This window comes from Erythrobacter epiphyticus (genome assembly GCF_034653295.1).
Classification (GTDB): Bacteria; Pseudomonadota; Alphaproteobacteria; order Sphingomonadales; family Sphingomonadaceae; genus Erythrobacter.
This window is the reverse complement of sequence record NZ_JAYEEU010000007.1, coordinates 533,447-556,956: the sequence shown is the minus strand read 5'-3', so window position 1 is coordinate 556,956 and position 23,510 is coordinate 533,447. Positions and strand designations below refer to the sequence as shown.

General features: G+C 64.3%; 29 protein-coding genes and 1 tRNA gene. 7 read left to right on the top strand and 23 right to left on the bottom strand.

Annotated elements, in window-relative coordinates; genetic code table 11:
* Positions 1–56: 56 nt before the first annotated feature.
* The 8 genes from SOQ14_RS08240 to SOQ14_RS08205 all read right to left on the bottom strand — a co-directional run bounded on the left by SOQ14_RS08240 (position 57) and on the right by SOQ14_RS08205 (position 7,324).
* Entirely contained in the window at positions 57–1,061 is a 1,005-nt protein-coding gene (locus SOQ14_RS08240; RefSeq protein WP_322897584.1) for a M48 family metalloprotease, read from the bottom strand.
* 14 nt (positions 1,062–1,075) lie between these two features.
* Entirely contained in the window at positions 1,076–1,786 is a 711-nt protein-coding gene (locus tag SOQ14_RS08235; RefSeq protein WP_322897583.1) for a DsbA family protein, read from the bottom strand.
* A 9-nt stretch (positions 1,787–1,795) separates the two neighbouring features.
* On the bottom strand, positions 1,796–3,178 hold the full coding sequence (locus SOQ14_RS08230; protein WP_322897582.1) for a M48 family metalloprotease: 1,383 nt from the start codon (positions 3,176–3,178) through the stop codon (positions 1,796–1,798).
* Positions 3,179–3,241: 63 nt separating this feature from the next.
* A complete protein-coding gene (locus SOQ14_RS08225; protein ID WP_322897581.1) occupies positions 3,242–4,987 on the bottom strand; it encodes a PAS domain-containing protein in 1,746 nt (581 codons plus the stop codon).
* A gap of 120 nt (positions 4,988–5,107) precedes the next feature.
* Positions 5,108–5,545, bottom strand: a complete 438-nt coding sequence (locus tag SOQ14_RS08220; RefSeq protein ID WP_322897580.1) for a DUF2141 domain-containing protein — start codon at positions 5,543–5,545, stop codon at positions 5,108–5,110.
* Positions 5,542–6,330: a sterol desaturase family protein gene (locus SOQ14_RS08215; RefSeq protein ID WP_322897579.1), complete on the bottom strand. Its 789-nt coding sequence runs from the start codon at positions 6,328–6,330 to the stop codon at positions 5,542–5,544. Before SOQ14_RS08215 ends, SOQ14_RS08220 begins: the two co-directional genes overlap by 4 nt.
* A 55-nt stretch (positions 6,331–6,385) precedes the next feature.
* Entirely contained in the window at positions 6,386–6,868 is a 483-nt protein-coding gene (locus SOQ14_RS08210) for an MmcB family DNA repair protein (protein WP_322897578.1), read from the bottom strand.
* A 48-nt stretch (positions 6,869–6,916) separates the two neighbouring features.
* On the bottom strand, positions 6,917–7,324 hold the full coding sequence (locus tag SOQ14_RS08205) for a hypothetical protein (protein ID WP_322897577.1): 408 nt from the start codon (positions 7,322–7,324) through the stop codon (positions 6,917–6,919).
* Between the two features lie 179 nt (positions 7,325–7,503).
* Between SOQ14_RS08205 and SOQ14_RS08200 the strand changes: the two genes are divergently transcribed.
* Positions 7,504–7,580: transfer RNA gene (locus SOQ14_RS08200), tRNA-Arg, on the top strand.
* Positions 7,581–7,933: 353 nt separating this feature from the next.
* Here the strand turns inward: SOQ14_RS08200 and SOQ14_RS08195 are convergent.
* From SOQ14_RS08195 to uraH, 3 genes are read right to left on the bottom strand one after another with little or no spacing between them, the layout of a single operon-like run.
* Entirely contained in the window at positions 7,934–8,860 is a 927-nt protein-coding gene (locus SOQ14_RS08195; RefSeq protein ID WP_322897576.1) for a DMT family transporter, read from the bottom strand.
* Positions 8,861–8,911: 51 nt separating this feature from the next.
* Positions 8,912–9,385, bottom strand: a complete 474-nt coding sequence (locus tag SOQ14_RS08190) for a GlcG/HbpS family heme-binding protein (protein ID WP_322897575.1) — start codon at positions 9,383–9,385, stop codon at positions 8,912–8,914.
* A gap of 8 nt (positions 9,386–9,393) precedes the next feature.
* A complete protein-coding gene (uraH, locus tag SOQ14_RS08185) occupies positions 9,394–9,792 on the bottom strand; it encodes a hydroxyisourate hydrolase (protein WP_322897574.1) in 399 nt (132 codons plus the stop codon).
* Between the two features lie 123 nt (positions 9,793–9,915).
* Here uraH and SOQ14_RS08180 point away from each other — a divergent pair, with 123 nt between their 5' ends.
* Both SOQ14_RS08180 and SOQ14_RS08175 read left to right on the top strand, forming a co-directional pair.
* Positions 9,916–10,770: a LysR family transcriptional regulator gene (locus tag SOQ14_RS08180; RefSeq protein ID WP_322897573.1), complete on the top strand. Its 855-nt coding sequence runs from the start codon at positions 9,916–9,918 to the stop codon at positions 10,768–10,770.
* Between the two features lie 27 nt (positions 10,771–10,797).
* Positions 10,798–11,979, top strand: coding sequence for an HPP family protein (locus SOQ14_RS08175; RefSeq protein WP_322897572.1), 1,182 nt, complete (start codon positions 10,798–10,800; stop codon positions 11,977–11,979).
* A gap of 27 nt (positions 11,980–12,006) precedes the next feature.
* On the opposite strand, the gene kynU is transcribed toward SOQ14_RS08175, so the two are convergent.
* The 4 genes from kynU to dksA form a co-directional block, all read right to left on the bottom strand.
* Complete coding sequence (gene kynU / locus SOQ14_RS08170) at positions 12,007–13,242, bottom strand: kynureninase (protein WP_322897571.1); 1,236 nt, start codon at positions 13,240–13,242, stop codon at positions 12,007–12,009.
* A gap of 16 nt (positions 13,243–13,258) precedes the next feature.
* Entirely contained in the window at positions 13,259–14,725 is a 1,467-nt protein-coding gene (locus tag SOQ14_RS08165; RefSeq protein WP_322897570.1) for an ABC transporter substrate-binding protein, read from the bottom strand.
* 102 nt (positions 14,726–14,827) lie between these two features.
* Entirely contained in the window at positions 14,828–15,139 is a 312-nt protein-coding gene (locus tag SOQ14_RS08160; protein WP_322897569.1) for a PilZ domain-containing protein, read from the bottom strand.
* Between the two features lie 187 nt (positions 15,140–15,326).
* On the bottom strand, positions 15,327–15,785 hold the full coding sequence (gene dksA, locus SOQ14_RS08155) for an RNA polymerase-binding protein DksA (protein ID WP_322897568.1): 459 nt from the start codon (positions 15,783–15,785) through the stop codon (positions 15,327–15,329).
* A gap of 279 nt (positions 15,786–16,064) precedes the next feature.
* Here dksA and SOQ14_RS08150 point away from each other — a divergent pair, with 279 nt between their 5' ends.
* Positions 16,065–16,394, top strand: a complete 330-nt coding sequence (locus SOQ14_RS08150) for an SEL1-like repeat protein (RefSeq protein ID WP_322897567.1) — start codon at positions 16,065–16,067, stop codon at positions 16,392–16,394.
* On the opposite strand, the gene SOQ14_RS08145 is transcribed toward SOQ14_RS08150, so the two are convergent.
* Genes SOQ14_RS08145 through SOQ14_RS08125 form a run of 5 tightly spaced genes read right to left on the bottom strand, consistent with a single transcriptional unit; the run spans position 16,395 to position 19,628 of the window.
* Positions 16,395–17,531 carry a GNAT family N-acetyltransferase gene (locus SOQ14_RS08145; RefSeq protein WP_322897566.1) on the bottom strand — a complete coding sequence of 379 codons (1,137 nt, stop codon included), beginning with the start codon at positions 17,529–17,531 and terminating at the stop codon, positions 16,395–16,397.
* Complete coding sequence (locus SOQ14_RS08140; RefSeq protein WP_322897565.1) at positions 17,528–18,256, bottom strand: glycerophosphodiester phosphodiesterase family protein; 729 nt, start codon at positions 18,254–18,256, stop codon at positions 17,528–17,530. The genes SOQ14_RS08145 and SOQ14_RS08140 overlap by 4 nt, the downstream gene beginning before the upstream one ends.
* Positions 18,257–18,262: 6 nt before the next feature.
* Entirely contained in the window at positions 18,263–18,721 is a 459-nt protein-coding gene (locus SOQ14_RS08135; protein WP_322897564.1) for a RidA family protein, read from the bottom strand.
* Complete coding sequence (locus tag SOQ14_RS08130; RefSeq protein WP_322897562.1) at positions 18,718–19,362, bottom strand: HAD family hydrolase; 645 nt, start codon at positions 19,360–19,362, stop codon at positions 18,718–18,720. The genes SOQ14_RS08135 and SOQ14_RS08130 overlap by 4 nt, the downstream gene beginning before the upstream one ends.
* Entirely contained in the window at positions 19,359–19,628 is a 270-nt protein-coding gene (locus SOQ14_RS08125) for a DUF3572 family protein (RefSeq protein ID WP_322897561.1), read from the bottom strand. Before SOQ14_RS08125 ends, SOQ14_RS08130 begins: the two co-directional genes overlap by 4 nt.
* A 72-nt stretch (positions 19,629–19,700) precedes the next feature.
* Between SOQ14_RS08125 and SOQ14_RS08120 the strand changes: the two genes are divergently transcribed.
* The gene (locus SOQ14_RS08120) at positions 19,701–20,078 is read left to right on the top strand and encodes a response regulator (RefSeq protein WP_322897560.1); all 378 of its coding nucleotides are present in this window, start codon (positions 19,701–19,703) and stop codon (positions 20,076–20,078) included.
* 22 nt (positions 20,079–20,100) lie between these two features.
* On the opposite strand, the gene SOQ14_RS08115 is transcribed toward SOQ14_RS08120, so the two are convergent.
* Entirely contained in the window at positions 20,101–20,643 is a 543-nt protein-coding gene (locus tag SOQ14_RS08115) for a Pycsar system effector family protein (protein WP_322897559.1), read from the bottom strand.
* Positions 20,644–20,761: 118 nt separating this feature from the next.
* Here SOQ14_RS08115 and SOQ14_RS08110 point away from each other — a divergent pair, with 118 nt between their 5' ends.
* Together SOQ14_RS08110 and spt are read left to right on the top strand one after the other, a co-directional pair.
* Positions 20,762–21,004, top strand: a complete 243-nt coding sequence (locus tag SOQ14_RS08110) for an acyl carrier protein (protein WP_322897558.1) — start codon at positions 20,762–20,764, stop codon at positions 21,002–21,004.
* A 2-nt stretch (positions 21,005–21,006) separates the two neighbouring features.
* Positions 21,007–22,245 carry a serine palmitoyltransferase gene (spt, locus tag SOQ14_RS08105; RefSeq protein ID WP_322897557.1) on the top strand — a complete coding sequence of 413 codons (1,239 nt, stop codon included), beginning with the start codon at positions 21,007–21,009 and terminating at the stop codon, positions 22,243–22,245.
* 48 nt (positions 22,246–22,293) lie between these two features.
* On the opposite strand, the gene SOQ14_RS08100 is transcribed toward spt, so the two are convergent.
* Both SOQ14_RS08100 and SOQ14_RS08095 read right to left on the bottom strand, forming a co-directional pair.
* Positions 22,294–22,563, bottom strand: coding sequence for an usg protein (locus tag SOQ14_RS08100; protein WP_322897556.1), 270 nt, complete (start codon positions 22,561–22,563; stop codon positions 22,294–22,296).
* 92 nt (positions 22,564–22,655) lie between these two features.
* Complete coding sequence (locus SOQ14_RS08095; RefSeq protein WP_322897555.1) at positions 22,656–23,303, bottom strand: YqaA family protein; 648 nt, start codon at positions 23,301–23,303, stop codon at positions 22,656–22,658.
* Positions 23,304–23,510: the final 207 nt, after the last annotated feature.

The window sequence follows — 23,510 nt, the reverse complement described above, 5'->3', positions numbered from 1 at the left end:
CGCCGTGGGCAGCGAAAGGCGCGCATATGCCACCATTGGTCGCAGATCAGCGGCGGTCACCCGCCATCGTCGGGGACGATCTCGCGGCGGAAATGACGCCGCCAATCGGCCTGGCCTTCAACCGCGCGGGCGGCAGCGATCAGCGGCAATTCCGCCGCAATCGCCCGCACCCGCCTGGTCCAGCTATCATGCGTGGGTGCGATCAGGCGCCGTGCAGGAAGGCGCGGCCCCCATGCCTGCATGAAGCCCACCGCCACCTCGGGCGCAAAGCCCGCATTGGCGAGCAGCCATGGCATCAGGCGATCAGCCTCACGCTCGGTGCGCCTGATCTGGCGCGCGGCCCGGCCCTTGCGATCAAGCCAAGCGGCATGGCCCAGCAGATTATGCGCCAGCTCGTGGGCGAGCATGGCCGCGATCATGGCATCATCATCGGCAAAGCCGGGCGCTTCGATCCCGATCACCACGCGCGTGCCATCAGCCACCGCGGCGGTGCCTTCGCCCATCAGTTCGAAGCGGGTTGCGCAGACGAGGGCAGGCTGAACACGCACCGCAGCGCCATCGGCAAAGCCGATCGCGATACCGCCATGCTCGGTCAGCATCGCGGTGATATGGTCATGCGCGCGGGTGACCCGTCGCCAGTCCAACTGCGCGCCCGCCGGCCAGCCATTGGGATCAAACCGCTCCAAGCGGGTGATCTCGCGGTTGCGGGTGAGGCTTCCTGCCTGCTGCGCCGGGGAGCCCGCAGCCACGGTCTGCACCGCGAAATCGCCGGTAAGCCCGAGCGCGGCACGGGCGATGTCGGGGCGGCCATAACTTGCCGCGTCCTGCAATTGCAGCCCGATCGACGGGATCACCTGCGGGCAGAATGCCGCATTGCCACGCACCAGCCGCCAGCCCAGATCCTGCAAGCGCTGATCATGATCCTGAAAGCGAGCGATGGCAGCGCGTTCAGCGGCAAGGTTGGTACCCTCGAGAGGTGGCGGGGTCGCAGCGGCCAGCGGCGTCGCCATGATGGCGACAAGAACACGCAGCGTGCCTGCGTGCCGGGGAAACGCAACCACGGCTGCCCCACCGTTCAGCTTGCACTGCTATCCTCAAGCGCGCGCTTCAGCGCCGCATAGCCGACCGCACCGGAAATCGTCTGCTTGCCCGCAATCCATGCCGGGGTGCCATTGAAGCCCATCGTCCGGGCGAGTTCGGCATTGCGCGCGAGTTCATCGTTGACGGCCTGCGACATCCCGTCGGCTTGCGCCCGCGCCATGTCGAGCCCGGCGGCGCGCGCGGCTTCGGCGGGATCGCCGATACGGAACATGGCTTCGTGAAAAGCGCGATACTTGCCCTGCATTGCGGCAGCCAGCGCCATCCGCGAGGCAATGTTGCTGCCCTCAAAGATCGGCCATTCGCGGATCACGACCTTGAGATCGGGGTCATCCGCGACCAGCCGCTCCACATCTTCCAGGCTCTTGGCGCAATAGGGGCAGTTATAGTCCGTGAATTCGACCAGCACCCGCTTGCCTTGCGGGTTGCCGATCACCGCGCCGGGAAAAGGCGTGAAGACCTGGCTGTCGATATTGGCAAGCCGCTTTTGCGCTTCCTGCGCTTCGTAGGCCGAAACCATCTGCGGCAGGAGATCGGGATTGGCGAGCAAGTAGGTGCGGGTGCGGCTGTCACCCAGCCCGGAATAAGACCAGATCGCCGCGCCAGCGAAGCCGAATATCAGCGCGAGCAGCGCGGTAAGCAGGGTGTGCGACCAGCGCAGCGGCTGGCGGGGGTTCGGATCGGTCATCAGAGGTCCTTAGCGCTGCTTGCTCAGCCGTTCCAGTTCGGCGCGCGCCTGCAAGGAGATATCCTGCGCGCGGATCCAGTCGGGCGAGCCATAGGGCAGCGCAGCCTCGGCAGCCTGTGCGTTGCGCAGCGCTTCGGGATAGCGGCGGTTCATCACCTGCTGTTCGGCACTGGCCAGCCGCGCGCGGGGAATATCACCGCGTTCGGCATAGACAACGCCGAGCTGATACCACGCGAAAGGATTGAAGCGATCGCGCGATACCGCCGCCCGCAGCACCCGCTCGGCCTCGCCGTGGAAATCGCTGTCCTCGGTCGCGATCAGCGCATGGCCATAGACCGAGGCGATCAGGGGGTGATTGCGGGTCAGCTCGGTCGCCCGCTTGAGCGGCTCGAGCGCTTCACGCACCCGGCCTGATTCAAGCAGGACCTGGCCTTTCAGCTCAAGGAAATAGGGATTGTCCGGCTCGCGCGCGATCAGGGCCTCCACCTCGGCGAGCGCTTTGTTGATCTGCGCGTCCTTGTGGTAGGCATAGGCCCGCGCATAGCGCGCCGGGATCGTCGTATCGGAGGGCGGGAAATAGGTCAGCGTGCGGCGCGGTTCGGCAAGATAGCCGTAAAGCTTGGCCCGCACCCGGACAAAGCGCTCCTGCAAGGCGGGATCATCGGGGGCATCCCACGCCGCGTCCTCTTCAAGCAGATCGCGCAGGGTCTGGATACGATCACCCGTCAGCGGGTGGGTGCGCATATAGCCCGCTTCTTGCGATTGGCTGAAACCCCGCCGGATTTCATTGCTGCGCAGACGTTCGAAGAACTTGATCATGCCGCGCCCGGAAATGCCCGCGCCCGACAGATAGCGCGCCCCGGCAAGATCGGTGGCGGCTTCCTGATCGCGGTTGAACGCAAGGAACGAGCCCATCGCCGCGGTCTGACCAGCCATGATCGATCCGAACGCCGCTTCCGGCGCGCCTGCCAAGGCCGCGCCCACCCCAATCAGCAGCGAAAGGATGCTGATGCCGGTGGCCGCCTTGGTCCGTTCCTCGAATCGGCTGACATGGCCTGCGGTGATATGGCCGATTTCGTGCGCGATCACGCCCTGCACTTCATTGGCGGTATCCGCGGCATTGAGCAGGCCGGAATGGACAAACACCATCTGCCCGCCCGCGACGAAGGCATTGATCGAGCCGTCATTGATCAGCACAAGCTCGAGATTGCCCGGCTCGAGTTCGGAGGCCGCCACCAGCGGGGCGGCCAGATCGATCATAAATTGTTCGGTTTCCGCATCGCGCAGGATCGATTGCGCTGCGATCGGCTGCACCACCAGCGCACTGGCTGCCAGCATCGCAAGGACGCGAGCGAGCAGGCGGAACGGCTGAAACGGGGGTGAAGCGCGCATTACCCACCCGCCTTACAAGGTTTTGGCCTGAACCGAAACTGAAGCGTGCCCGCAGGCGCGCTTTTAGCCGACCAGTTTACGCGCGGCCCGTTCGATCATGGCGACATCCTCGGGCAGTTCGCCGAGAATTTCGACACAGCCAACCTCGTCGCGGCGCACCAGCACCAGCGCGAATTCGGGGCCGCCGCCATCGAGCTCCTCGAGGCTCATCGCTTCGAGCGCGCGCAGCGCTTGCGCGAGCGCTTCACGCACCGCGCCATCATCCTCGACTTCCTTGCCCGCCTCGCCACGGCGCAGGCGGCGCTCGGCCTTGACGACGGCTTTGAGCCCGCCGTCATAATCCTCAAGGAAGCGCGCCAACGTGCCGCGCTCCAGCGTGAGCCGGTGGGCATGGCTGAGGACGGCGGCATATTCGGTAAGCCGCGTCTTGTCGTAATCCGCGCCAAACACCAGCTTGACCACAGGGGTCATCGGCGCACGCTCTTGGACCGTAAGGCCCGCCTCGGCGATCAGTTCGGCATAATCTTCGGGCGATTCCTCGGCAGCGAGCGAGAAATCATAGGCCCGGCTCACCGCCGCATAGAGCGCGCAGCGGCTGCGATCCTCGGTCGTGGTAGCGGCGTAAGCCAGTTCACGCGCGGCGGCGAGGAAATCATGGAGATTGGCATCCGCGCCAAGTTCAGGGGCTGCCACCGGGACCACGTCGGCGGCCTCGTGCGGTTCGTCGTCCGCATGATCCGACTCGAAAGCGGTGTAACCCGGCTCGACAGCAGCGTAATCGGCACCCGCGTCATATTCGGGCGCGTCATCCTCTTGCAGCACGAAGGCGCTTGGATCGATCGCCTTCTTGCCAGTGCCTTCGACACACTTTGTCAACGAGGCGAAGCTGTAGGACGCGCTGGCATCCTCTGCACCTTCTTCTTCGTCGTCGTCATCCTCGTCGAACGCACCTTCAAGCGCGTAGCGCGCAAAATCGTCCTCGCCCTCGTCCTCATCTTCCCCGGCACTTCCGAATTGCGGCATCGGGAAGTCTTCGTCGAGGTTCACCGGGTAAGCACCAAGGCCAAGCGACGCGATATTCGAGTCGTCGCCCGCCAATTCCGCAGCGGGCGAATCGGCCCAGGTCGTAAGCGCATCGGGCGCCCGGCCGGGTACTTCCTCATTCTCGCCATCGTCCTCCGCCATGGCGGAATCGAGGTCGAGCGCCTGATCAATTTCGAGCAGCAGTTCGTCAGCCGCGACCTGATCAGCGATCTCTTTCCAGTTGATCACCCCATAGAGGAAATCAATGGTCTCACCATCGCTCGAATAGGGCAGCAGAATGCCGCGATAGAGCGTCGAAGCGCCACGCTGGTTGACGAATTCGGCCTCGAACCCGATCGGCGCGTGGTTCGCGAGGATTTGCAGATAGTGATCGGTGATGCGCGAGAGCAGCGAACGCGGCGGCACATCGGACAAGTGCTGGATCGGCCCAGAGGCGCCGCATTCAGCGGCAAGGCGATCGCCGAGGAACTGCACCGCCGGGTCTTCGATCCCTCCGGTGAAGTCGATCAGCACGCTAAATGGGCCGAAATCGGCGAGACTGGCGGGATCGAGATCTTCGATCAGCGGGAACATCCGGTCTTCAAGCTGGCTGGCCCAATGGTTATAGGCGCGCACCTGCATCCGGCGCTCGTCCTGACCAATCGCGCTCACCGAGACGGTTCCGGCAGCAGACGCGCGCGCTGCCACGCCCTCATCCTCGGGGCTGTCTGCATCATCCAGGCCGGCCGAGTCGCCCGAACCGAAAGTGCCTCGCAAAGTGTCCATGGCCGCAACCTGCCCCTTATGTCGATCTCAGGGCAAAGTGGCAGGTTGTAGTAAACATTGCGTTAAGTGCAGCGCGAAAGTCGTCGCATGCCCGATCAGGCATGCCTGCGTGGTGGAGCGCTAAAGGAAATAGCGCATCTTGACCGTCAGGCGCTGGGAGGTCTCGCCCTGTTCGAACACGGCGTCACGGAACTTGGGCGGAGCCATGCGCACGGGCGCATCGCGGGAGAAGCCATAGCCTTCCTTGGGCATCATCCCCATCGCACGATCCGCCTTGCCGTTGTTGTTTTCATCATGGAGCAGCGCGATCGCATAGCGGCCGGGTTTGACGCCGGTGAAGCGGATTTCGACCTTTTCTCCAGCAGGCACCACCACGCGGTGCGATTCCGGGTCCTTGATGCATTTGGGAAAGACATCCTCGCGCGTGGTCATACACGCCCGCACCACGCCTTTGGTGCTGCGCAGATCGGTGACGGTGATCACCACCTCGCCAGCGCTCGCGGGGGCCGCAGCGAAGCCTGCTCCGATCAGGCCCGTGAAGAGCGCGAGCCGCTTCACTCGGCGGGCACTGAGGCGGGCGAAGGGACGGCGCGCCCCGCCGCTTCGACGATCCGGCGCGACAACCCGCGGTCCGTGCCGCACAGCCGGTCCCAGAAGCGGAAATAGAGCGCGTAATTGCATTGGTAATCCTCGTGATGCCGCTCGTGATGGCTGGCGGTTATCAGCCAGTCGCCCAACCGCGAATGAACAAGCCAGCGCGGGAACATCTCCCACCCCATGTGATTGGTGACGCCCATGACGGTCGCCACGGTCAGCACTGTAGCAAGCGCCGACAGGTGGATCGGCACGAGGAACACCAGCAGCGGGATCAGGAGCGCCCCGCTCACCGCCTCGATCGGGTGAAAGCTCATCGCGGTCCACGCCGTGGGCGGGCGGCTGTGATGATGCACCGCATGGGCCAGCCGGAACAGGCGCGGGCGGTGCATCGCGCGGTGGCTCCAGTAAAACCACGTATCCTGCGCAAACAGGTAGATCAGCACCGAGACCGGCCAATACCACGCGGGCAGCGCGTCCCACGCCAGCGTGATCTCGGTCCAGCCGAACTTGCGCCAGCCCCATAGCACGATCCCGGCTGGCACGCCGTAAATCGCGGCAGACATCAGCGACCAGCGGATCTCCTTGCCGATCTGCGCCCGCTTGCCATCGTACAGACCGGGGCGGACCCGATGCGTCAGCCAGGCAAACAGCCCGCTGGTAAGCAGGTAACGCAGCGCGACGATCAGGGTAACGGCAAAGCCAGCGACGAACAGCGCCAGCGGGACAGGCCAGTGAGCAGGGATCATGGTGGCATCATGGCGCAATTTTGCGCGGCGCGACAGCGGTGAAATGCGGGCGGGGCTAATCCAGCACGGCGCAGAGCGGATCGATTAGCGCGGCATGTCGCCGCAGCGCGATCCGCGCGAGGTGTTCGACCTGCACCTTCCGCCGCGCGGCGGCCAGCGGAGCCAGCGGGGCCGGGCGAAGGATCTCGCCATCATAGCCATCGGCGACAATCACGCCGCAGGCCTCGGGCCGGAAGGCATCGCTGGCGAGCGGTGCGCGGTCCAGCAGCGGCGGCACCCCCCAGTAAAATCGGTCGCAATAGTCGAGGTAATCGCCCCATTTGCCATCGCCCAGCAGATCGCTGCGGGCGACCTTGATCTCGACAATCACCACGTGTCCGCGGGCATCAATCCCCATCAGATCGGCGCGGCGCCCGTTGCGCAACGGCACTTCGCCAAGGCACCAGATGTCATTGCGGGCAAACAGCCGCGCGATTCCGCGCGCGACATCGGCAGCGCCAAGCGACGAATCAGAAGGGGCAGGCGCGGGCTCGACCATGGCCCTGCATGGAACATAGATCGAACATCGGTCAAGCCTGCGATGGGCTCAGGCGGTGGCCGTGGCCGTGCTCTCGTTGGCGAGGCGCAACATCGCCAGCAGGTTGCGCTGCGCCGCATCGACTTCGCGCCACAGCGTCAAAGCCGGGATGCGCGGCGCGATGCCCCGGCTTTCCAGCACCGCCAGCGCCGCCATGCCGACATCGAGCATCGCGGCCATGTCCTCGACAGCCTGCCAGGCGAGTTCGCGCTGCCAGTCCCCAGCCTGTTCCAGCGCGGTGATGAAATCAGTCTCGCCAAGCGGCAGGCTGTCCTGCCCGAGTTCGGCCAGCCCGGCCAATTTGCGTGCGCTGTTCTGGATCGCATGCCAGCGGGCGATCATCGAATCGACCGGGTGCCGCGCGGCAAAGGCGGTCTGGCGCAGGTTGCGCATGTCATCAGGGGTAAGCGCAGGCATGGCTCGATACTAGGCACCTTGCCTTGAAGATTGGTTAAGACGGCGTAGCGGCGGATGCAAGGCCGAAGCGAAGATCGCGGCGATTGCGGCGCGGCGGGCAATTCCGGGGCTAGCGCTGCAGCCACAGGCTTGCTAATCGCGTGCCGTGCTGCCAACCGCGCCCCGGCGCAGGCCCAGATGCACCCGTAGCTCAGCTGGATAGAGCGCTGCCCTCCGAAGGCAGAGGTCACAGGTTCGAATCCTGTCGGGTGCGCCATTTTTTCAATCACCTCAGGGGCGACCGCTTCGGCCAGAGCGAGGCTGAACCAGCTCCATGCCGGTCCCAATTCAGCACCGCAACGAATGTCAGCGGCGAAATTTTGCGCCGAAGAGGACGGAACGCCCTGTTGGAGCTGCCTGCACGGAAGATCGAGAGCCTTGGGCGTAAATTGGCTTGGCGCAGGAAGAGTGCTCGCGGTCGCAGCTAACTTTCTGCCCCAAAGAGCTTCACTCGGCTGGAAAACTGGTCTGGTCGTAGCATAGCCTTCCACCTTCAACCCATCATGCTCGACAATTCTGCTCGCCCGTAGCGCGTTCGACCACCTCAGCCCACCAACCAGGCAACTCTTATCAGGAGGCGCGCGAGGGCACCGCGCGACGCGCCGCTGCGGCAATTCCGCTGCCGACCAGCAAGACGCCAAGGACATGGAACCAGCGGATCGGCTCCGAGAGCAACAGGGCAGCCAGCCCGGCCCCGATCACCGGCATGATGTTGAGATACATCGCAGCGGCAGCCGAGCCGAGCAATTCCACCCCGCGATTGAAAAAGAGATAGGCAATCAGCGACGGGAACAGGCCAACATAGGCAATCGCCAGCCAGCTTTCCGGCTGGTGCGCCATCACTCTGCCGCGGGCGATTTCGGCGAGATAGAAGGGCGCGATCACCATCATCCCGATGAGGAAGGTCGCGGCGAGAAAACTCAGCGGATGGACCGCCGGGCGCTTGCGCAGCAGTATCGAATAGAAGGACCAGACCACCACTGCGGCGCAGATCACCAGATCACCGGGGTTGAACTGCCACTTGGCCAGAGCAGCCAGATCGCCGCCGAGCACAATCAGCAAAGCGCCCATCATGGCAAGCGCGATCCCGATGATCTGCGGCCCGCGAACGGCCTCGCGGAACACCCATGCGCCGAGCAAGGTGATCAGCGCCGGTTGCAAGGATTGGAGCAGCAGACCATTCACCGCCGTGGTGGTTTGCAGGCCGGTGTAAAGCAGCGTGTTGAAGCCGCCGATGCCGAGCGTTCCCAGCGCGAGCAGCCATTTCCATTCCTGTTTAAGAACGCCGAAATCCCGTCGCAGATAGGGCCAGGCGAAGGGGAGCAGGATCACAAGCGCCAAGGTCCAACGCCAGAACGCCAAGGCCACCGGCGGCATGACATCGCGCACCGCCCGTCCGACCAGCGAATTGCCCGCCCAGAACAGCGCGGTGAAGGTCAACAGCAGGTACGGGCGTGACCAGAACCAGCTGCGCAGGCGTGATCCGGGGGAGGGCATGGCGATGTGGTCCTGCGTTTCTGATCGGGCGCGCCGCAGCGGCACGCGTCGCTATCCGGCGACCTGTTCGAGCGCCGCCCGCGCGCAGTGATCATCGCTGGCAGAGCTACCCGATCCTGCCACCCCGATGCCGCCGATGGTTTCTTCACCATGGCGGATCGGCAACCCGCCGCCCAGCAAAAGCAGCTCGGCAACCGAAGTCAGATTGCGTGATCCGGGATCGGAGGCCGCGCGCTCGGCAAGGCTTGCCGTGCTGGTTTTGGTCGACAAGGCGGTAAAGGCCTTGCGTTCGGCAGCACGCGTATTGTGCGGCCCGACCTGGTCGCCGCGTTGCAACACGACGAGATTGCCGCCGCGATCCACAATGGCCACCACTGCATCCCGGTCGATCGCGCGGCAAGAGGCGAGCGCCGCATCGGCGAGAGCCTTGGCCATCGCGAGCGAGACCGTCCGCTGTTCCAGCGGGGCGTGCGGGTTGTGCGGGGTGGCGGCAAGCGCGAGCCCCAGCGTGATGGCAGCCTGCATGGTCATCATCAGTTGCCGCGATAGGTGGAATAGCCAAACGGGCTGACCACCACCGGGACATGGTAATGACCAGCCTGATCAGTGACCCGGAAGGTGACGGTGATTTCCGGGAAAAACGGCTGCGCCGCGGCATCGGGATAGGCCGTCATGTCGAATTGCAGGCGGTAGATGCCCGGCGCGAAATCCGCGCCTTCCTCGAACCGGCGCACCCGGCCGTTCGCGTCAGTGCGGGCCTTGCCGACCTCAACCCAGTCGCCGCGCGCATCGCGCTGCGACAGCGTGACGGGGACATCGGCACCCCCGACCCCTCCGGCGAGATCAAGCACATGGGTCGAAATCTCTGCCGCCGTCGCGGGAACGGCAAGCAGACTGAGCGCAAGGGGAGCAAGCAGGCGGGTGATGGTCATCGGCGTGATCCTGAGATGGGGCAAAGCGGCCTTTGGGGGGTGGAGGTCGCAATAGGCTCGCAGCATTTCATTTGCGAATTAAATGATTGGATATTTATCATTCGCATTTGTAATGATTTGGGCGTGTTTGATCACAAGCTCCTCCTGACCTTCGTGACCGTGGCTGACACCGGCAGCTTCACTGCCGCGTCCGAGCGACTGCATTCGACCCAATCGACGGTCAGCCAACAGATCAGCCGCCTTGAAGAAGGGGTGCGCGCGGTGCTGCTCGATCGCAGCGCGCGGCCGGTCAGCCTGACTCCGACGGGCGAGCGCCTGATCGGCTATGCGCGCCGTATTCTCGCGCTGCAACGGGAGGCCGAGCTGCTGCTCACCGATCCCGCGGGCACGCGCACCATCAAGCTTGGCGTGCCCGATGATCTGGTGACGGCCTGCATGAGCGCCGAGTTCGCGCGCTTCATTGCAGCATTCCCCGAAGTGCGCCTCGACGTGACCACCGGGCTCAGCCGGGAGCTGGCGCAGCGTTTCCGCGAAGGCGCATGCGATGTGGTGATCGTCAAGGAACCGCAGGCGCAGGCCGATGCCCGCGTCAGCTTTCCCGAACCGCTCGTCTGGGTGGAAGCCGCCCGCCGCGCCGCGCCGTGGCCCGATCCGCTGCCGCTGGTGGCCTTCCCGCCGGGAGGCCTGTATCGCGATCAGATGATCGACCTGATCGAGGCAGCGGGGCGGCGCTGGTATCTGGCCTTTACCGGCAACAGCCTGATGAGCGTCCTGCGCGCGGTGGAAGCCGGGCTGGGTCTGGCAATCCTGCCGCGCGGCACAATCGGCGGCTACGCAGTCCGGGAATGCACCGCGCTGACGCCGCCTGCCCCCATGACCCTATCGGTCTATGCGTGGGAACAGGATGCGGTGACCCGGGCGTTGCTGTCAGGCGTGATCGCGCAGGTCACACGGGATCGCACCGGCGAGGCCGGGTGATCCGACAAGGTGGGATGAGAAATCACCATGACGAACAACCTGCGGCGGATGCTGCGCATGATCGGACCCGCCATGCCGCGCCCGCGCGCGTCCGAAGCCTTGCGCGCTGCCTGTGGTGCAGGGCTGGCCTTGACCCTGTGCGGCGGGCTGCTGGTGATCCTCCATGGCTGGCGCGGCGACATGGCCAGTTTCCTGCTGATCGCGCCGCTTGGGGCGACCGCGTTCCTGCTTTTTGCCGTCCCCAATTCGCCGCTGGCCCAGCCGTTCTCGGCGGTGGTCGGCAACACCGGTTCCGCACTGGTGGCGATCGCGGTGCTCCAACTCGGGTTGCCCGCCGAAATCAGTGTCGGGCTGGCCGTCGGCGGCGCGATTATCGCGATGGCCGCGATGCGCGCCATGCACCCGCCGGGCGGCGCGGTGGCACTGGCGACGGTGTTGCTTGCGCAGGAAGGGACACCCGTCGGGCTGGCCTTTGCCATCTCTCCCGTGCTGCTCGATACCGCGCTGCTGGTGCTGCTGGCGATTGCCTATAACCGCCTGACAGGGCGCCACTACCCCTTCCGCCAGCCGGATGCGCCGGGAGTGCATGCCACCGCCGATGCCGGGCCTGAGAGAAGGCTCGGCCTCTCCGCCAGCGCGCTCGAACAGGTGCTGGCCCAGTTCAATCTCGGCGCGAATATCGGGGCCGAGGATTTCGGGCGCATCCTTGCCGTGGCCGAAGCCGAGGCGGCCCGCCGCCATTTCGCAAGCCTGACATGCGGGGAGATCATGTCGCACGATGTCGTATCGGTCGGACCGGAAACCGGGCTGGCCACCATCGCGCGGTTGTTCCGCCAGCATCACTTCAAGACCCTCCCGGTTGTCGCTACCGACAAGCGGTTGCTCGGGATCATCTCGCAGAATGATCTGATCCAGCGCGCGCAAGGACTGCCCTTTTCGGGAGCAGGCGGGTTTAGCCAAGCCCTGCGCCGCCTGTTCGCACCTGCGCTTGGCCAACAGACCGCGCGCGACATCATGACCCAACGCTTGCAAACCGTCAGCCCGGCCGATGGCATCGGCGTGCTGGTGCAGATGCTGGCCGATGGCGGGGTGCAGGCAGCACCGGTTATCGCGCAAGAGAGGCTGGTCGGCATCGTGACCCGATCCGATCTGCTGGCGGTACTGGCTCGCCAGACTGTGCTGGCCGGAGCAGGCGCGGCGACGCCCTAGCGCCGCGCTGCCACGCACGGCACAGCGTCAGGTCACCGCCGCGCGCTGGCGGAAGGCCGGGTTCTGCCATTCGCCCCCGGTCACCACTTCGGCGAGATGACGGGCAGCCTCGGCCACATCGGCAAAGCGCAGATAGGCCGGGGCAAAGCCCAGCCGCAGCACATCAGGCGCGCGGAAGTCGCCGATCACCCCGCGGGCAATCAAGGCCTGACAGATCGCATAGGCATCGGGATGGCGGAACGAGAGCTGGCTGCCGCGCTGCGCGCTCGCCGCCGGGCTGACAAGCGCAAGCGCCACATCCAGATCCGCAAGGCATGCAAGGAAGAACTCCGACAGCGCGCGCGATTTGGCATAGAGCGGGGCGACCCCGATCTCGGCAATCAGATCAACCCCCACTTCGAGCGCGGCCAGCCCCAGCACCGGCGGGGTGCCGCATTGCAACTGGCCGATGCCGGACGCGGGGTCGTAATCATCGCTGAAGGCAAACGGCGCGGCATGGCCGAACCAGCCGGTCAACGGCTGGGCGAAGCGGCCATGGTGCCGCTCGGCGACGAAGGCAAAGGCGGGCGCGCCCGGCCCACCGCAGAGATATTTGTAGCCGCAGCCCACCGCAAAATCCGCAGCCACACCGCGCAGATCAACCGGCAGTGCCCCCGTCGAATGCGACAGATCCCACAGCACCAGCGCCCCCGCTTCGTGCGCAGCGCGGGTCAGGGCCGCCATGTCATGCAGTGCACCGGTCTTGTAATGGACATGGGTGAGCATCAGCAGCGCGACATCCTCGCCCAGTGCTTGGGCCAGCTCTTCGCGCGGTGCCAGTCGCCGCTGGGCCAAGCCTTGCGCCTCGAGCCCGGCAATCATGTAGAGGTCGGTCGGGAAATTGCCGGGCTCCGACAGGATCACGCTGCGCCCCGGACGCATCTGCAAGGCCGCTGCAATCAGCTTGAACAGGTTCACACTGGTCGAATCGCAGGCGATCACTTCGTGCGGGGCAGCGCCGACCAGCGGGGCAATCTTGCCGCCGATCCGTGCGGCCATGTCAAACCAGCCCGCGCTGTTCCACGATCGGATCAGACCTTCACCCCATTCCTGCGTCACCACGCGGGCGAGCACATCGGCGGTTTTCACCGGAAGCGCGCCCAGCGAATTGCCGTCGAGATAGATCACGCCCTCCGGCACGGTGAACGCCGCGCGATAGGCGGCCAGCCCATCAGCAGCATCAAGCGCGCGGGCGCGTTCGGCAATGCGGTCGCGAGGCGGCATGCGCGGTGAAGACCTTTCAGTTTTCCGGTTGCGAGAGCGGGAACAGCGGATGCAGGCCCCATTGGTTGGCCTGGTAGCCACGCACCGTGCTGCGCACCAGCGACCAGCGCACCGGCGCACCCAGCGGGATAAACACCTCGGCCTTCACCAACGCTGCGTGCGCTTCGGCGAGCAGACGCTCCTTGGCACCGGCATCACGCTGCACCAGCGATTGGCGCACCAGTTCATCGGCTTCATCCGAACACAGCCCGGCTTTGAGCGCGCAGTGAAACTGGTTGAGGAACCAACGCGGCGAGGCATAGCGCGCCAGCGTGTCGCGCAGTTCGAGATCGGCAGGCTCACCCGGCCGGACGCGCACGGTTTCCACGCCGATATCGGTCCATGCCGTGGCCAGCTGATCGAACAGCAGATCGCTGCCCGGCCCCGGGGGCAAGGCAAGCCGGACGCGCGCCTCGCCGCCTGTTTGCGCCTCCCACGCGCTGATCCGCGAACGGGCAAGCCCGCGCCGCTGATCGAGCGACAGGTTCTCCCAGCGCGAGGCAGGATAAGGCGGTGTCGCAAACAGCTCGGGTGGCACTATCCAGCTGCTCGGTTGCCAGCCGCCAAGCCCGAAAGGCTGGATCAGCGCCGCGCGCTCAATCGCCATTGAGAGCGCCTCGCGCCGCGCCGGATCGGCGAGCACGCCGCTGTCTGTCACGATGACAAGGCCAAGCAGGCCGATCGCCGGATCAACCTGAATGGTCCCGCGCGATAGCGGCCCCACACGGGCGAGCGGGAAATCAATGATCCGGCCGTTGAGCACCAGATCAACCTCGCCATTGGCAAACGCCTTGACGGCTTGCTCGGCCGGCAGCGCACGCACATCCAGCGGGCGAGACAATTCCTGCCAGTTCTCGCGCGGGGGCAAGCCACGCGTCTCGGGCGGGAGCGCGCTGAGCCGGGCAACCGGCGCGGTATCATCGCGCGACAGCACCATCGGGCCTGCCCCGCTGCCGCTTTTGACAAAGCCCATTTCCGGCTGGGCGAGCAGGCGCAGGAAATCCGGCATCGGGCCCGTCAGACGAATTTCGATCACCCGCGCGGTCATCGCGCGCACCTCGGCAACCTTGGCGAAATCGAGCCCGAGCGACGTGCCTCTGAGACGCGCCATCGCCTCACGCAGTTGCACCCGCACATCGCTCGCCGTGATCGGTTCGCCATCGGGCCATGTGCTGTCGCGCAGGCGGAAGATGTAGCTCAGACCGTCATCGGTCACGATCCAGCGTTCGGACAAGGCCGGCACCACCTGCCCGGCAGGATCGAGCGCAACCAGCCCTTCGTAGCTTGCCGCTCGCATCGCTTGCGCCGCCGGGGCAAGACGGACGCCTTGCTGGAACAGGCTTTGCGGCTCGCCAATGATCGCCACACCAAGCGGCCCACTGCCCGAAGGGCCACAGGCACCAAGCACAAGAATGGCCGCAAAGATCCCGATCATGCGCCGCATGCCAAGCCTCTAGCAGCTTGGAGCGCGCTGGTCAGGCCTGCATGACGGGAAATTGCAGCAGTTTTTGCGGATATGGCCGCGCGGCTGCATGGCGCAGCCGTTCTATGCTGCAGCGTCGCTTTCGCTGGTTTGGCTGCTGTCGGCCTGCCGCGAATCAATCGGCGAATCAAAGGCAATGCCGAAGCGATTATCCTGCACCCAGGCGACACTGCCGCGCACCGCACCCAGATCCCGCAGTTCGACAGTCACCCGGTGGCCGCGCTGAACGCGGGTGTTGGTGGCTTCGGCCATCATGCCGCCGTCGGAAAGGTTGCGCACCCGGACGCGGTGGCGTTCGGACTCCTGCTCGATCTGGACGCTCGCGAGCTGGAACAGGCTCTCGCGCGCTGTGCTGCGTGATTCCGTTGCTGTCATCGCTGCCCTGCCTCCGTGAACTATCCGCCGGGCGATGCGTGCGCCCGTTCGTGTGTCGCCCTTCCTCTTGCGACAACACGGTTAATGAGGCGTAAAAACGCTGCAACGCCTGCATCACCGTGCCAATCTGGCACTGTGATGCAGAAAACACCAGCAAGGGAGACTTGCAGGGCCAGCAGGCCCGCCTTCAATCGTCGCGGGAGATCTTCTCGCGGCGTTCGTGGGCTTCCTGTGCTTCGACTGTCATGGTCGCGACCGGGCGGGCGATCAGGCGCCTGATCCCGATCGGATCGCCGGTGACTTCGCAATAGCCATACTCGCCTTCATCAAGGCGCCGCAGCGCGGAATCAATCTTGGCGATAAGCTTGCGCTGGCGATCACGTGTGCGCAATTCGATTCCCCAGTCGGTCTCGCTCGACGCGCGATCCGTGAGATCGGCTTCGCGGATCGGTCCGTCCTGGAGGGATTGCAAGGTCTGGCCCGCGGCGGAATGGATCGAGCGTTTCCATTCGATCAGCAGCATCCGGAAATAGGCCTGCTGCGCCTCGTTCATATATTCCTCATCCTCGCTCGGTGTGTAATCCGGAGCAAGCATGCGCTTGGCTTTTTCGAGTACGTCGATGTCGTCAGACAGTGCCGATGGCATATGGCCCTCTAATCCCATAGGCCTCGCACGCAGCCATCTCAGAACAGCACCTGAATTTTTTCATTGGCACACCTGACCAACCGCAAGTCGAAGCGTTGCCAGCGCCTATAGGCAAGCCCCTTGGGGCGCACAAGCGGCTTTGCATGTCTATCCCCGCGTAAACCGTCTCACACACCCCGAAATTATCGTTAACCATTTGTTAGCCATGTTGGGCGAATTTCAGACCTGTCGGCGGCACCAGCACAGGCCGCGAAGCCGGCACATCAAGGGGGAATTGAAATGCACCTGACCGCGATTGCAACCAACCGGGCCACTGTCATCGCTCCGGCCATTACCGATCTGACCCTGGCGCGCGCGCTTGCCAACGCGGCCCGCGGCGATGCCAATGCCTGTTTCGATCTCGGCGTTGCTTTTTCGACCGGCGATCAGGGCGCTGCCTGCGATCTCATCGAAGCGCACAAGTGGTTCAACCTCGCCGCCGCGCGCGGCCACGAAGAAGCGGCCGATTGCCGCGCGGATATTGCCGACGAGATGACCGCGCGCGAAATCGCCGAAGCCCAGCGCCGCGCCCGCGAATTCCTCGCGGCCGAACGCCGCAAGGTTGCCTGATCACGCTTTCCTGAAAGGGGTGCGTGCGTCGAGGTAGAGCTGATCCGATGCCACCCCTGCCCGCTCACGGGCAAGGAAATCGGCAATCGCGGCGCGAAAGCCGGGATCGGCGATCCAATGGGCTGAAACCGTCTGCACCGGCTCATAACCGCGAGCCAGCTTGTGCCCACCCTGCGCGCCCGCTTCGACCCGCGCCAGACCCCGGGCAATCGCGATGTCGATCGCCTGATAATAGCACAGCTCGAAATGGAGGAAGCGCACCTCGCGGGTGCACCCCCAATAGCGCCCGTAGAGCGCATCCGACCCGGCAAAATTGAGCGCGCCCGCAATCGGCGTAGCGCCGTCATAGGCAAGGATCAGGATGATCCGATCCCCCATCCGCTCTCCCAGCAGGCTGAACGCCTCGCGGGTCAGATAGGGCCGCCCCCATTTGCGCGCGCCGGTATCCTGATAGAACACCCAGAACGCGTCCCAATGCTCTTCGCGGATATCCTTGCCCGAAAGGTGCCGGGTGGTCAGACCCGCGCAGGCCGCCGCGCGCTCCTTGCGCAGGTCCTTGCGTTTGCGCGACGTCAGGGCACCCAGGAAATCGTCGAAGCTTGCGTAGCCGCGATTGAGCCAGTGAAACTGGATATCGCTGCGCATCAGCCAGCCACCCGCTTCGAACAGCCCGCGCTGTTCCGGCGCGATGAAGGTCGCATGCACCGAGGACAGGCCATTATTGGCGCACACCGTCTCGGCCGCTTTCAAGAGATGCGGAGCGAGGCTTTCGTCTTGCAGCAGCAGGCGCGGCCCATTCGCCGGGGTGAAAGGTGCCGCAATCTGGAGCTTGGGGTAATAGCGCCCGCCTGCCCGATGCCAGGCATCGGCCCAGCTGTGATCGAAGACATATTCGCCCTGGCTGTGGCCCTTGGCGTAGGAAGGCATGGCGGCCACCAGCTTGCCCGCACTGTCCGTGATGACAATCGGCACCGGATCCCAGCCGGTGCCCTCACCCACGCTGCCCGAATCTTCCATCGCAGTTAGGAATTCGTGCGAGACGAACGGATTGCGATCGCCGCCCAGCGCGTTCCATTCCGCCGCGGCAAACTGGCCGACCGAGGGCGCGAGCCGGACCGTCAGCTCCTGATCACTCACGCGAGGCCCGCCCCTTCGGCAATCAGCGCATCGGCATGGGCCAAGCCCCGCGCGCGGGTTTCGGGTGAGCGCACTGTCCAGGTCAGCAGGGGACGGCCCGTCTCACGCCACAGGCCCGTGAACGCATTGGGAAGATCGCGGACATCGCAGGCGAGAAAATCCGGCTGGGCGCGTTCCAGCGCATGCGGCGCGCGCCACGCGCTCTTGAAGCCGTGGTCAAGCGTATCGGTGATCACCAGCCCGCGCGGGGTTTCGGGCGCGTGCTTGGCAAACCATTCGCCCATGCGCGGGTCAAAGCTCATCACGGCATAGGCCCCGTTATAGCTTGCCAGCACCTTCGCAATCGCGATGCAGGCTTCGGGCAGCGCGAAGTCGGGGCGCGATTTGACTTCGATCAGCAGCGGCACGGCGCCCGCCACATGATCGAGCAAATCCTCCAGCCGCCATAGGGTCTGCGCCGTTTCCACAAGCGGGATACGGCAAAGATCGCCCGAAGCACGCGCCGCCACCTTGCCGCGCTCGCCGGTCAGCCGGTCAAGCTCCCAATCGTGGAATACCATCGGCACGTGATCGCGGCTCATCTGGATATCGCATTCGATACCCATGCCCGCCGCGATGGCCGCCGCCGCCGCGGCCTGCGAGTTTTCGGGAACGCCGGGGGCATGACGCCCGCGATGGGCATATTCCCACTGCGTCAGCCATGCCGGAGCGCGCCGCGTCTCCATCGCGGATCAGGCCGACTTCAGCGCCACGATCGCATCGACCTCAACCGCCGCGCCAAGCGGCAGGGCCGCCACCCCGACAGCGGCGCGGGCATGCTGACCGGCCCCGCCAAAGACCTGCTCCATCAGATCGGAAGCGCCATTGGCGATCTTGGGGTGATCGGTGAAATCCGCGGTCGAATTGACGAAAGCGCCAAGCTTGACCACGCGCTCGACCTGTTCGAGCAGGCCAGCCGCTTCAAGCTGGGCCAGGATCATCAGCCCGCAGGCGCGCGCCGCGGCAATGCCATCTTCGAGCGTGACATTCTCGCCCAGACGCCCCTTGATCACATGGCCATCGTGGAACGCGATCTGGCCCGAGACATAGGCCACGCCGCCATGCACCACCACCGGCACATAGCTCGCAACCGGCGCGGCAGGGCGCGGCAAGGTGATGCCGAGATCGGCGAGACGGGCTGCAATAGTCATCCAATTTCCTCCACACGGGCTGGTTCTTCGAGGCGCTGGAGAATCCACGGCAGCGCCTCGTCCCAGCGATCAATCCGCGAATGGGCATGGCCTGCCTTGTGCGCGCAATCAATGGCGTGCGCGATCATCGGTTCGCCGCACATGTGCAGCCGCGTGACCTGGGGTGCGGTTTCGGCGACCGAGGCGTGATGCTGCGCCAGATCATCGATGAATAGCGCCTTCGAGGGCGCATGTTCGGCGATGATCTTCTGCAAGGCCGGGCCTTTGGGCCCCTGATTGGTATAGACCTCGGCATGGATGCCGATGGCTGCGAGTTGGGCGGCGCGCTTGTCGCGCCGTTCATCGATCAGATTGGTAAGGATCACCACATCGGCCACTTCGGCAAGCGTGTTGATCGCCTCGACCGCCCCCTTGATGGGTTGCTGTCTGTCCATTTCGGTATCGAAGAACCGCCCCAGCATCCGCCAGATATCGACCGGTTGCAGCAATTCGCCGCTCGTCTGCCAGCGCAGGGCTTCGGCAAAATTGTGCCCTATAAGGTGGAAATTGACCCCTTGGCTCGTCTCGAGCCATTCCTTGAAGTGCACGACCATGTGCAGCAGCACTTCATCGCAATCGCTGATGATCAGAGGGCGGTTCATCGGTTCAGTTCCTTGGCAGCGAGAATCAGGTCTTCGGGGTCGACGGCAAGTGCTTCGGCGGCCGCTATCAGATCAGGCTCGTGCGCGCTCAGGAATTCGAGCGCGCTGGCCAGCACCACCGGATTGCCGAGCCCGGCGCGCAGGCTATCGGCATCAAGCCCGGTCAGATCAAGATAGCGCTGCGCCCGCGCTGGTTCCCCCAGCAGCCAGCCAAGGGCTGCCAAAGCGAGCATGTCGGGCGCAGTCTCGGGGAGGCTCTGCGACATTTCGGGTCCTTGCGGGATTGTGGTTACCTCGAAGCGGGGTTAGGCAGGGGTATGTCAGATGCGGGGCCAGCAGTGACAAAACGTATCATGGTTGTCGAGGATAACGACCTCAACCGCAAATTGTTCTGCGATGTGCTACGCGCCAACGGGTTCGCGGTTGAACCGGTGTCGGATGGCCATCTGGTGCTGGAAACGGCACGGCGGGTTGCGCCTGATCTGATCATCATGGATATCCAGCTTGGCGGTGTGTCGGGCGTTGATCTTATTGCCGCAGCCAAACAGGACAAGGCCTTGCGTGCAATCCCAGTGCTGGCCGTCACCGCCTTTGCGGCCAAGGGGGACGAGGAACGCATCCGTTCCGCAGGCGCTGCGGGCTATCTCGCCAAACCGGTCTCGATCAGCCCGTTCATGAACGCGGTGCGACAATTGTTGGCAGCCGAAGACGCCTGACATCCGCGCAGGGGGCGTGGGGTTACAGCGCGGTCTCGATCAGGAAGATCGCCAAGGTCAGCCCCAGCCCACCCAGAAAGATCCGGTAGGCCATCGCCAGATAGCGATATTTCCGGCGATGCAGCACCAACCCGTCCTGATAGAGATCGCGCAGCATTGCGCGGTAAATCTGTTCATCATCGCGCAACCGTGCGAGCATGTTTTCGGTCCACTCCTGCTCGCTTTCAAGCGAGAAGTGACTGAAGAACAGGGGGTTGAACTGGTCCTGCGGCACCGCTTTGGCACGGGTTGGCGGGGTGATCGCGAGCACCGCGCAGATCGCTGAGGCAAAGGCCGTCACAGCCAGACAGATCACCGACCACTGGATCTCATCGCCAAGGACTTTGGTGACGACCAGCGAAAACACCACGAAGGTCGCGCCGATCAGGATGTTGGCCTTGCCATCTGCCATCTGCGAGAGCGCGAGCGTGTTGACCTGCGCGGTGCGGATAAGATGCACACCTTGCTGCGAAAGCGGCGCGGGCTCAGACCGTTTCTCGCTGTGCTGCGGGCTGCTTTCGTCCATCCCTATGCCCCCGAGAATGCGCGCAAAACTTGACAAGCTGCATCATCCGCCGCTTTGCAGCCGTAATAGCGGGCTAAGGTCTGCCCCACAACCAACCGAACAAGAGCCATTCGCCACTATGAGCCCAGCCGATATTGACGCGCGCATCCGCACTCTGGTCGAGCCCTTCAACAAGAAGGGCATCGCCATCACGGACGCCACGACCTTCGCCCATGATCTCGAGTTCGACAGTCTGACGGTGATGGATTTTGTCGCCGAGATCGAAGACGAATTCGACGTGATCATCTCGATGAACCAGCAGGCCGAGATCGAAAACTGGGGCCAGCTGATCACGGCAGTCCACAAATTGCAGGATAGCTGATAATGGCGACCGCCATGACCGAGACGACCACCGCTGCCGAGCCGGTTGACCTGCTCGCCAAGTTCGATCCCATCATCCAGACCCGCGAGAGCTTGCTGGCGAGCGGGGTGGAAGATCCGTTCAATCTGGTGATGGAGCAGGTGCTCTCGCCCACCCGTGCGATCTGCAACGGGCGCGATACGATTCTGCTTGGCACCTATAACTACATGGGCATGACCTTCGATCCCGATGTGCTCGAAGCGGGCCGCACGGCGATGACCGAATTCGGCGCCGGCACCACCGGCAGCCGCGTGCTCAACGGCACCTTCCGCGATCACCGCGATGTCGAAGCGGCGCTGCGCGAATTCTACGGCATGGATCATGCCATGGTGTTTTCGACCGGGTATCAGGCGAACCTTGGCATCATTTCGACGGTGGCGGGCAAGGGCGATTACATCATCCTCGACATCGACAGCCATGCCTCGATCTATGATGGCTGCGCGATGGGCCGCGCCGAAGTCGTGCCGTTCAAGCACAATGATATCGAAGCGCTCGAAAAGCGTTTGAAGCGCCTGCCGCCCGAAGCGGGCAAGCTGGTGGTGCTCGAAGGCGTCTATTCGATGATGGGCGATGTCGCGCCGCTCAAGGAAATGGTCGAAATCTCGAAGCGCTATGGCGCCATGGTGCTGGTCGATGAAGCGCATTCGATGGGCTTCATCGGCGAGCATGGCCGCGGCGTTGCCGAAGCGCAGGGTGTGATCGATCAGGTCGATTTCATCATCGGCACCTTCTCGAAGAGCGTCGGCACGGTGGGCGGGTTCTGCGTGTCGAACCACCCGAAATTCGAAGTGCTGCGGCTGGTGTGCCGTCCCTATGTGTTCACCGCGGCGCTGCCGCCGAGCGTAATGGCGAGCTCCGCCACCTCGATCCGCAAGCTGATGCACGGCGGGAACAAGCGGGCGCATCTGTGGGAGAATTCCCGCACGCTGCATGCAGGCCTGACGGCACTCGGCTTCAAGCTTGGCACCGATACCCCGCAGAGCGCGATTATCGCGGTGATCATGCCCGATCTCGAAAAGGGCGCGATGATGTGGGAAGCGCTGCTGCGCGAAGGCCTTTACGTCAATCTCGCACGCCCGCCGGCAACCCCGGCCGGGATGACCTTGCTGCGCTGTTCGCTCTGCGCCGAACATTCGGCGGAAGAGGTGCAGACGATCCTCGGCATGTTCGAACGCGCCGGCAAGGCGATCGGGATCATCTGATCTCCGCGGCCCCCGAAGGGGATGGGCCGGGGTCGGCGGCTCACCCCCTCAATGCAGGGTGATAATCCCGTCAACGGCGCGCCATTCCTGCGGGCCGATCAGATGCTTGTGCGCGACCCGCACCGAATGCAGCACCGCATCGATCTCGCGCCGCCAGAAATTGAGGAAGCGGTCAAGCTCGGGAAATTGCGGGGCGACATCATATTGCTGGATCACAAATTGCTGCAGCAGGCTGCGGTGATCGGGCATGAAATAGTGGATCTGAACGGTGGTAAGGCCGTAGCCTTCCATCTGGCGGATAAAGTCGCGATCGCTCATCAACACTCCTCTGGTCTAGGCTGAGAAGGGCCGCCATCAGAGTGTCACAAAATGTCGCGGATTCAATCCCGCTTGGTAGATTCACATAGGAATTACGCAGCGGGCTGTTGCAAAGCTGCCGCAGCGCAGGGATCGCCCGCCTTGTCTTCGCCGCCGCCAACCTGGGTGATGAGAAAGATCCCGCCAATCACCAGCGCGACGAAGCCTGCTGTCACCAGCCCGAGATAGCGATCGATGAAGCTCTTGATCGGCGCACCAAAGATGCGGAACAACACGCCCACGGTGAAGAAGATCATGCCGCGCCCGGCAAGGCTCGCCAGCACAAAGGTGACAAGGTTCATCCCGATAAAGCCGGAGGTGATGGTCATCAGCTTGAACGGCACCGGGGTGGCCCCGGCAATGATGATCGCCTCCCAGTCATATTGCTTGAGATAGCACGCCGCGACCGGGAATTGCTCGGCAAGCCCGATCGCACCCAGCAGCCATTGGCCGACCGAATCATACAGCACCGCGCCGATCAGATAGCCGAACAGCCCGCCCGCCACCGACGACAGCGTGGCGATCACGCCAAAGCGCATCGCCTTGCTCGGCTCGGCAAGGCACATCAGACCCAACAAGGGATGCGGCGGAATGGGAAAGAAGCTGGCTTCGATAAAGCAGAAGAACGCCAGCCAGGCCTGCGCATGCGGATGCGCGGCCTTGTCCATCGTCCAATCATACAGATTACGCAGCCACGCCATATGCGATCCCCGACAGGCCCAAACGCTGCGCCCCTAGGCGAGGCGGCGCGCCCGCGCAAGCGGCCATGATTAACCTATATGGTTCTTTATTCTTGACATCGTAACGCTATTGGGTTAGCAAAGGACATCATCACAAAAGTGTGATTCGCCGACAGGCGGCCTTCCGGGAGCGGAAGCGCCGCCTTTTTGCGTGTCTGCAAGTGGGAG

Coding starts and splice junctions, on each gene's coding strand:
- SOQ14_RS08235 (WP_322897583.1), bottom strand. CDS start 1,786: ATGACCGATCCGAACCCCCGCCAGCCGCTGCGCTGGTCGCACACCCTG.
- SOQ14_RS08230 (WP_322897582.1), bottom strand. CDS start 3,178: ATGCGCGCTTCACCCCCGTTTCAGCCGTTCCGCCTGCTCGCTCGCGTC.
- SOQ14_RS08225 (WP_322897581.1), bottom strand. CDS start 4,987: ATGGACACTTTGCGAGGCACTTTCGGTTCGGGCGACTCGGCCGGCCTG.
- SOQ14_RS08215 (WP_322897579.1), bottom strand. CDS start 6,330: ATGATCCCTGCTCACTGGCCTGTCCCGCTGGCGCTGTTCGTCGCTGGC.
- SOQ14_RS08210 (WP_322897578.1), bottom strand. CDS start 6,868: ATGGTCGAGCCCGCGCCTGCCCCTTCTGATTCGTCGCTTGGCGCTGCC.
- SOQ14_RS08205 (WP_322897577.1), bottom strand. CDS start 7,324: ATGCCTGCGCTTACCCCTGATGACATGCGCAACCTGCGCCAGACCGCC.
- SOQ14_RS08195 (WP_322897576.1), bottom strand. CDS start 8,860: ATGCCCTCCCCCGGATCACGCCTGCGCAGCTGGTTCTGGTCACGCCCG.
- SOQ14_RS08190 (WP_322897575.1), bottom strand. CDS start 9,385: ATGCAGGCTGCCATCACGCTGGGGCTCGCGCTTGCCGCCACCCCGCAC.
- uraH (WP_322897574.1), bottom strand. CDS start 9,792: ATGACCATCACCCGCCTGCTTGCTCCCCTTGCGCTCAGTCTGCTTGCC.
- SOQ14_RS08175 (WP_322897572.1), top strand. CDS start 10,798: ATGACGAACAACCTGCGGCGGATGCTGCGCATGATCGGACCCGCCATG.
- kynU (WP_322897571.1), bottom strand. CDS start 13,242: ATGCCGCCTCGCGACCGCATTGCCGAACGCGCCCGCGCGCTTGATGCT.
- SOQ14_RS08165 (WP_322897570.1), bottom strand. CDS start 14,725: ATGCGGCGCATGATCGGGATCTTTGCGGCCATTCTTGTGCTTGGTGCC.
- SOQ14_RS08160 (WP_322897569.1), bottom strand. CDS start 15,139: ATGACAGCAACGGAATCACGCAGCACAGCGCGCGAGAGCCTGTTCCAG.
- dksA (WP_322897568.1), bottom strand. CDS start 15,785: ATGCCATCGGCACTGTCTGACGACATCGACGTACTCGAAAAAGCCAAG.
- SOQ14_RS08150 (WP_322897567.1), top strand. CDS start 16,065: ATGCACCTGACCGCGATTGCAACCAACCGGGCCACTGTCATCGCTCCG.
- SOQ14_RS08140 (WP_322897565.1), bottom strand. CDS start 18,256: ATGGAGACGCGGCGCGCTCCGGCATGGCTGACGCAGTGGGAATATGCC.
- SOQ14_RS08135 (WP_322897564.1), bottom strand. CDS start 18,721: ATGACTATTGCAGCCCGTCTCGCCGATCTCGGCATCACCTTGCCGCGC.
- SOQ14_RS08130 (WP_322897562.1), bottom strand. CDS start 19,362: ATGAACCGCCCTCTGATCATCAGCGATTGCGATGAAGTGCTGCTGCAC.
- SOQ14_RS08125 (WP_322897561.1), bottom strand. CDS start 19,628: ATGTCGCAGAGCCTCCCCGAGACTGCGCCCGACATGCTCGCTTTGGCA.
- SOQ14_RS08115 (WP_322897559.1), bottom strand. CDS start 20,643: ATGGACGAAAGCAGCCCGCAGCACAGCGAGAAACGGTCTGAGCCCGCG.
- SOQ14_RS08110 (WP_322897558.1), top strand. CDS start 20,762: ATGAGCCCAGCCGATATTGACGCGCGCATCCGCACTCTGGTCGAGCCC.
- spt (WP_322897557.1), top strand. CDS start 21,007: ATGGCGACCGCCATGACCGAGACGACCACCGCTGCCGAGCCGGTTGAC.
- SOQ14_RS08100 (WP_322897556.1), bottom strand. CDS start 22,563: ATGAGCGATCGCGACTTTATCCGCCAGATGGAAGGCTACGGCCTTACC.
- SOQ14_RS08095 (WP_322897555.1), bottom strand. CDS start 23,303: ATGGCGTGGCTGCGTAATCTGTATGATTGGACGATGGACAAGGCCGCG.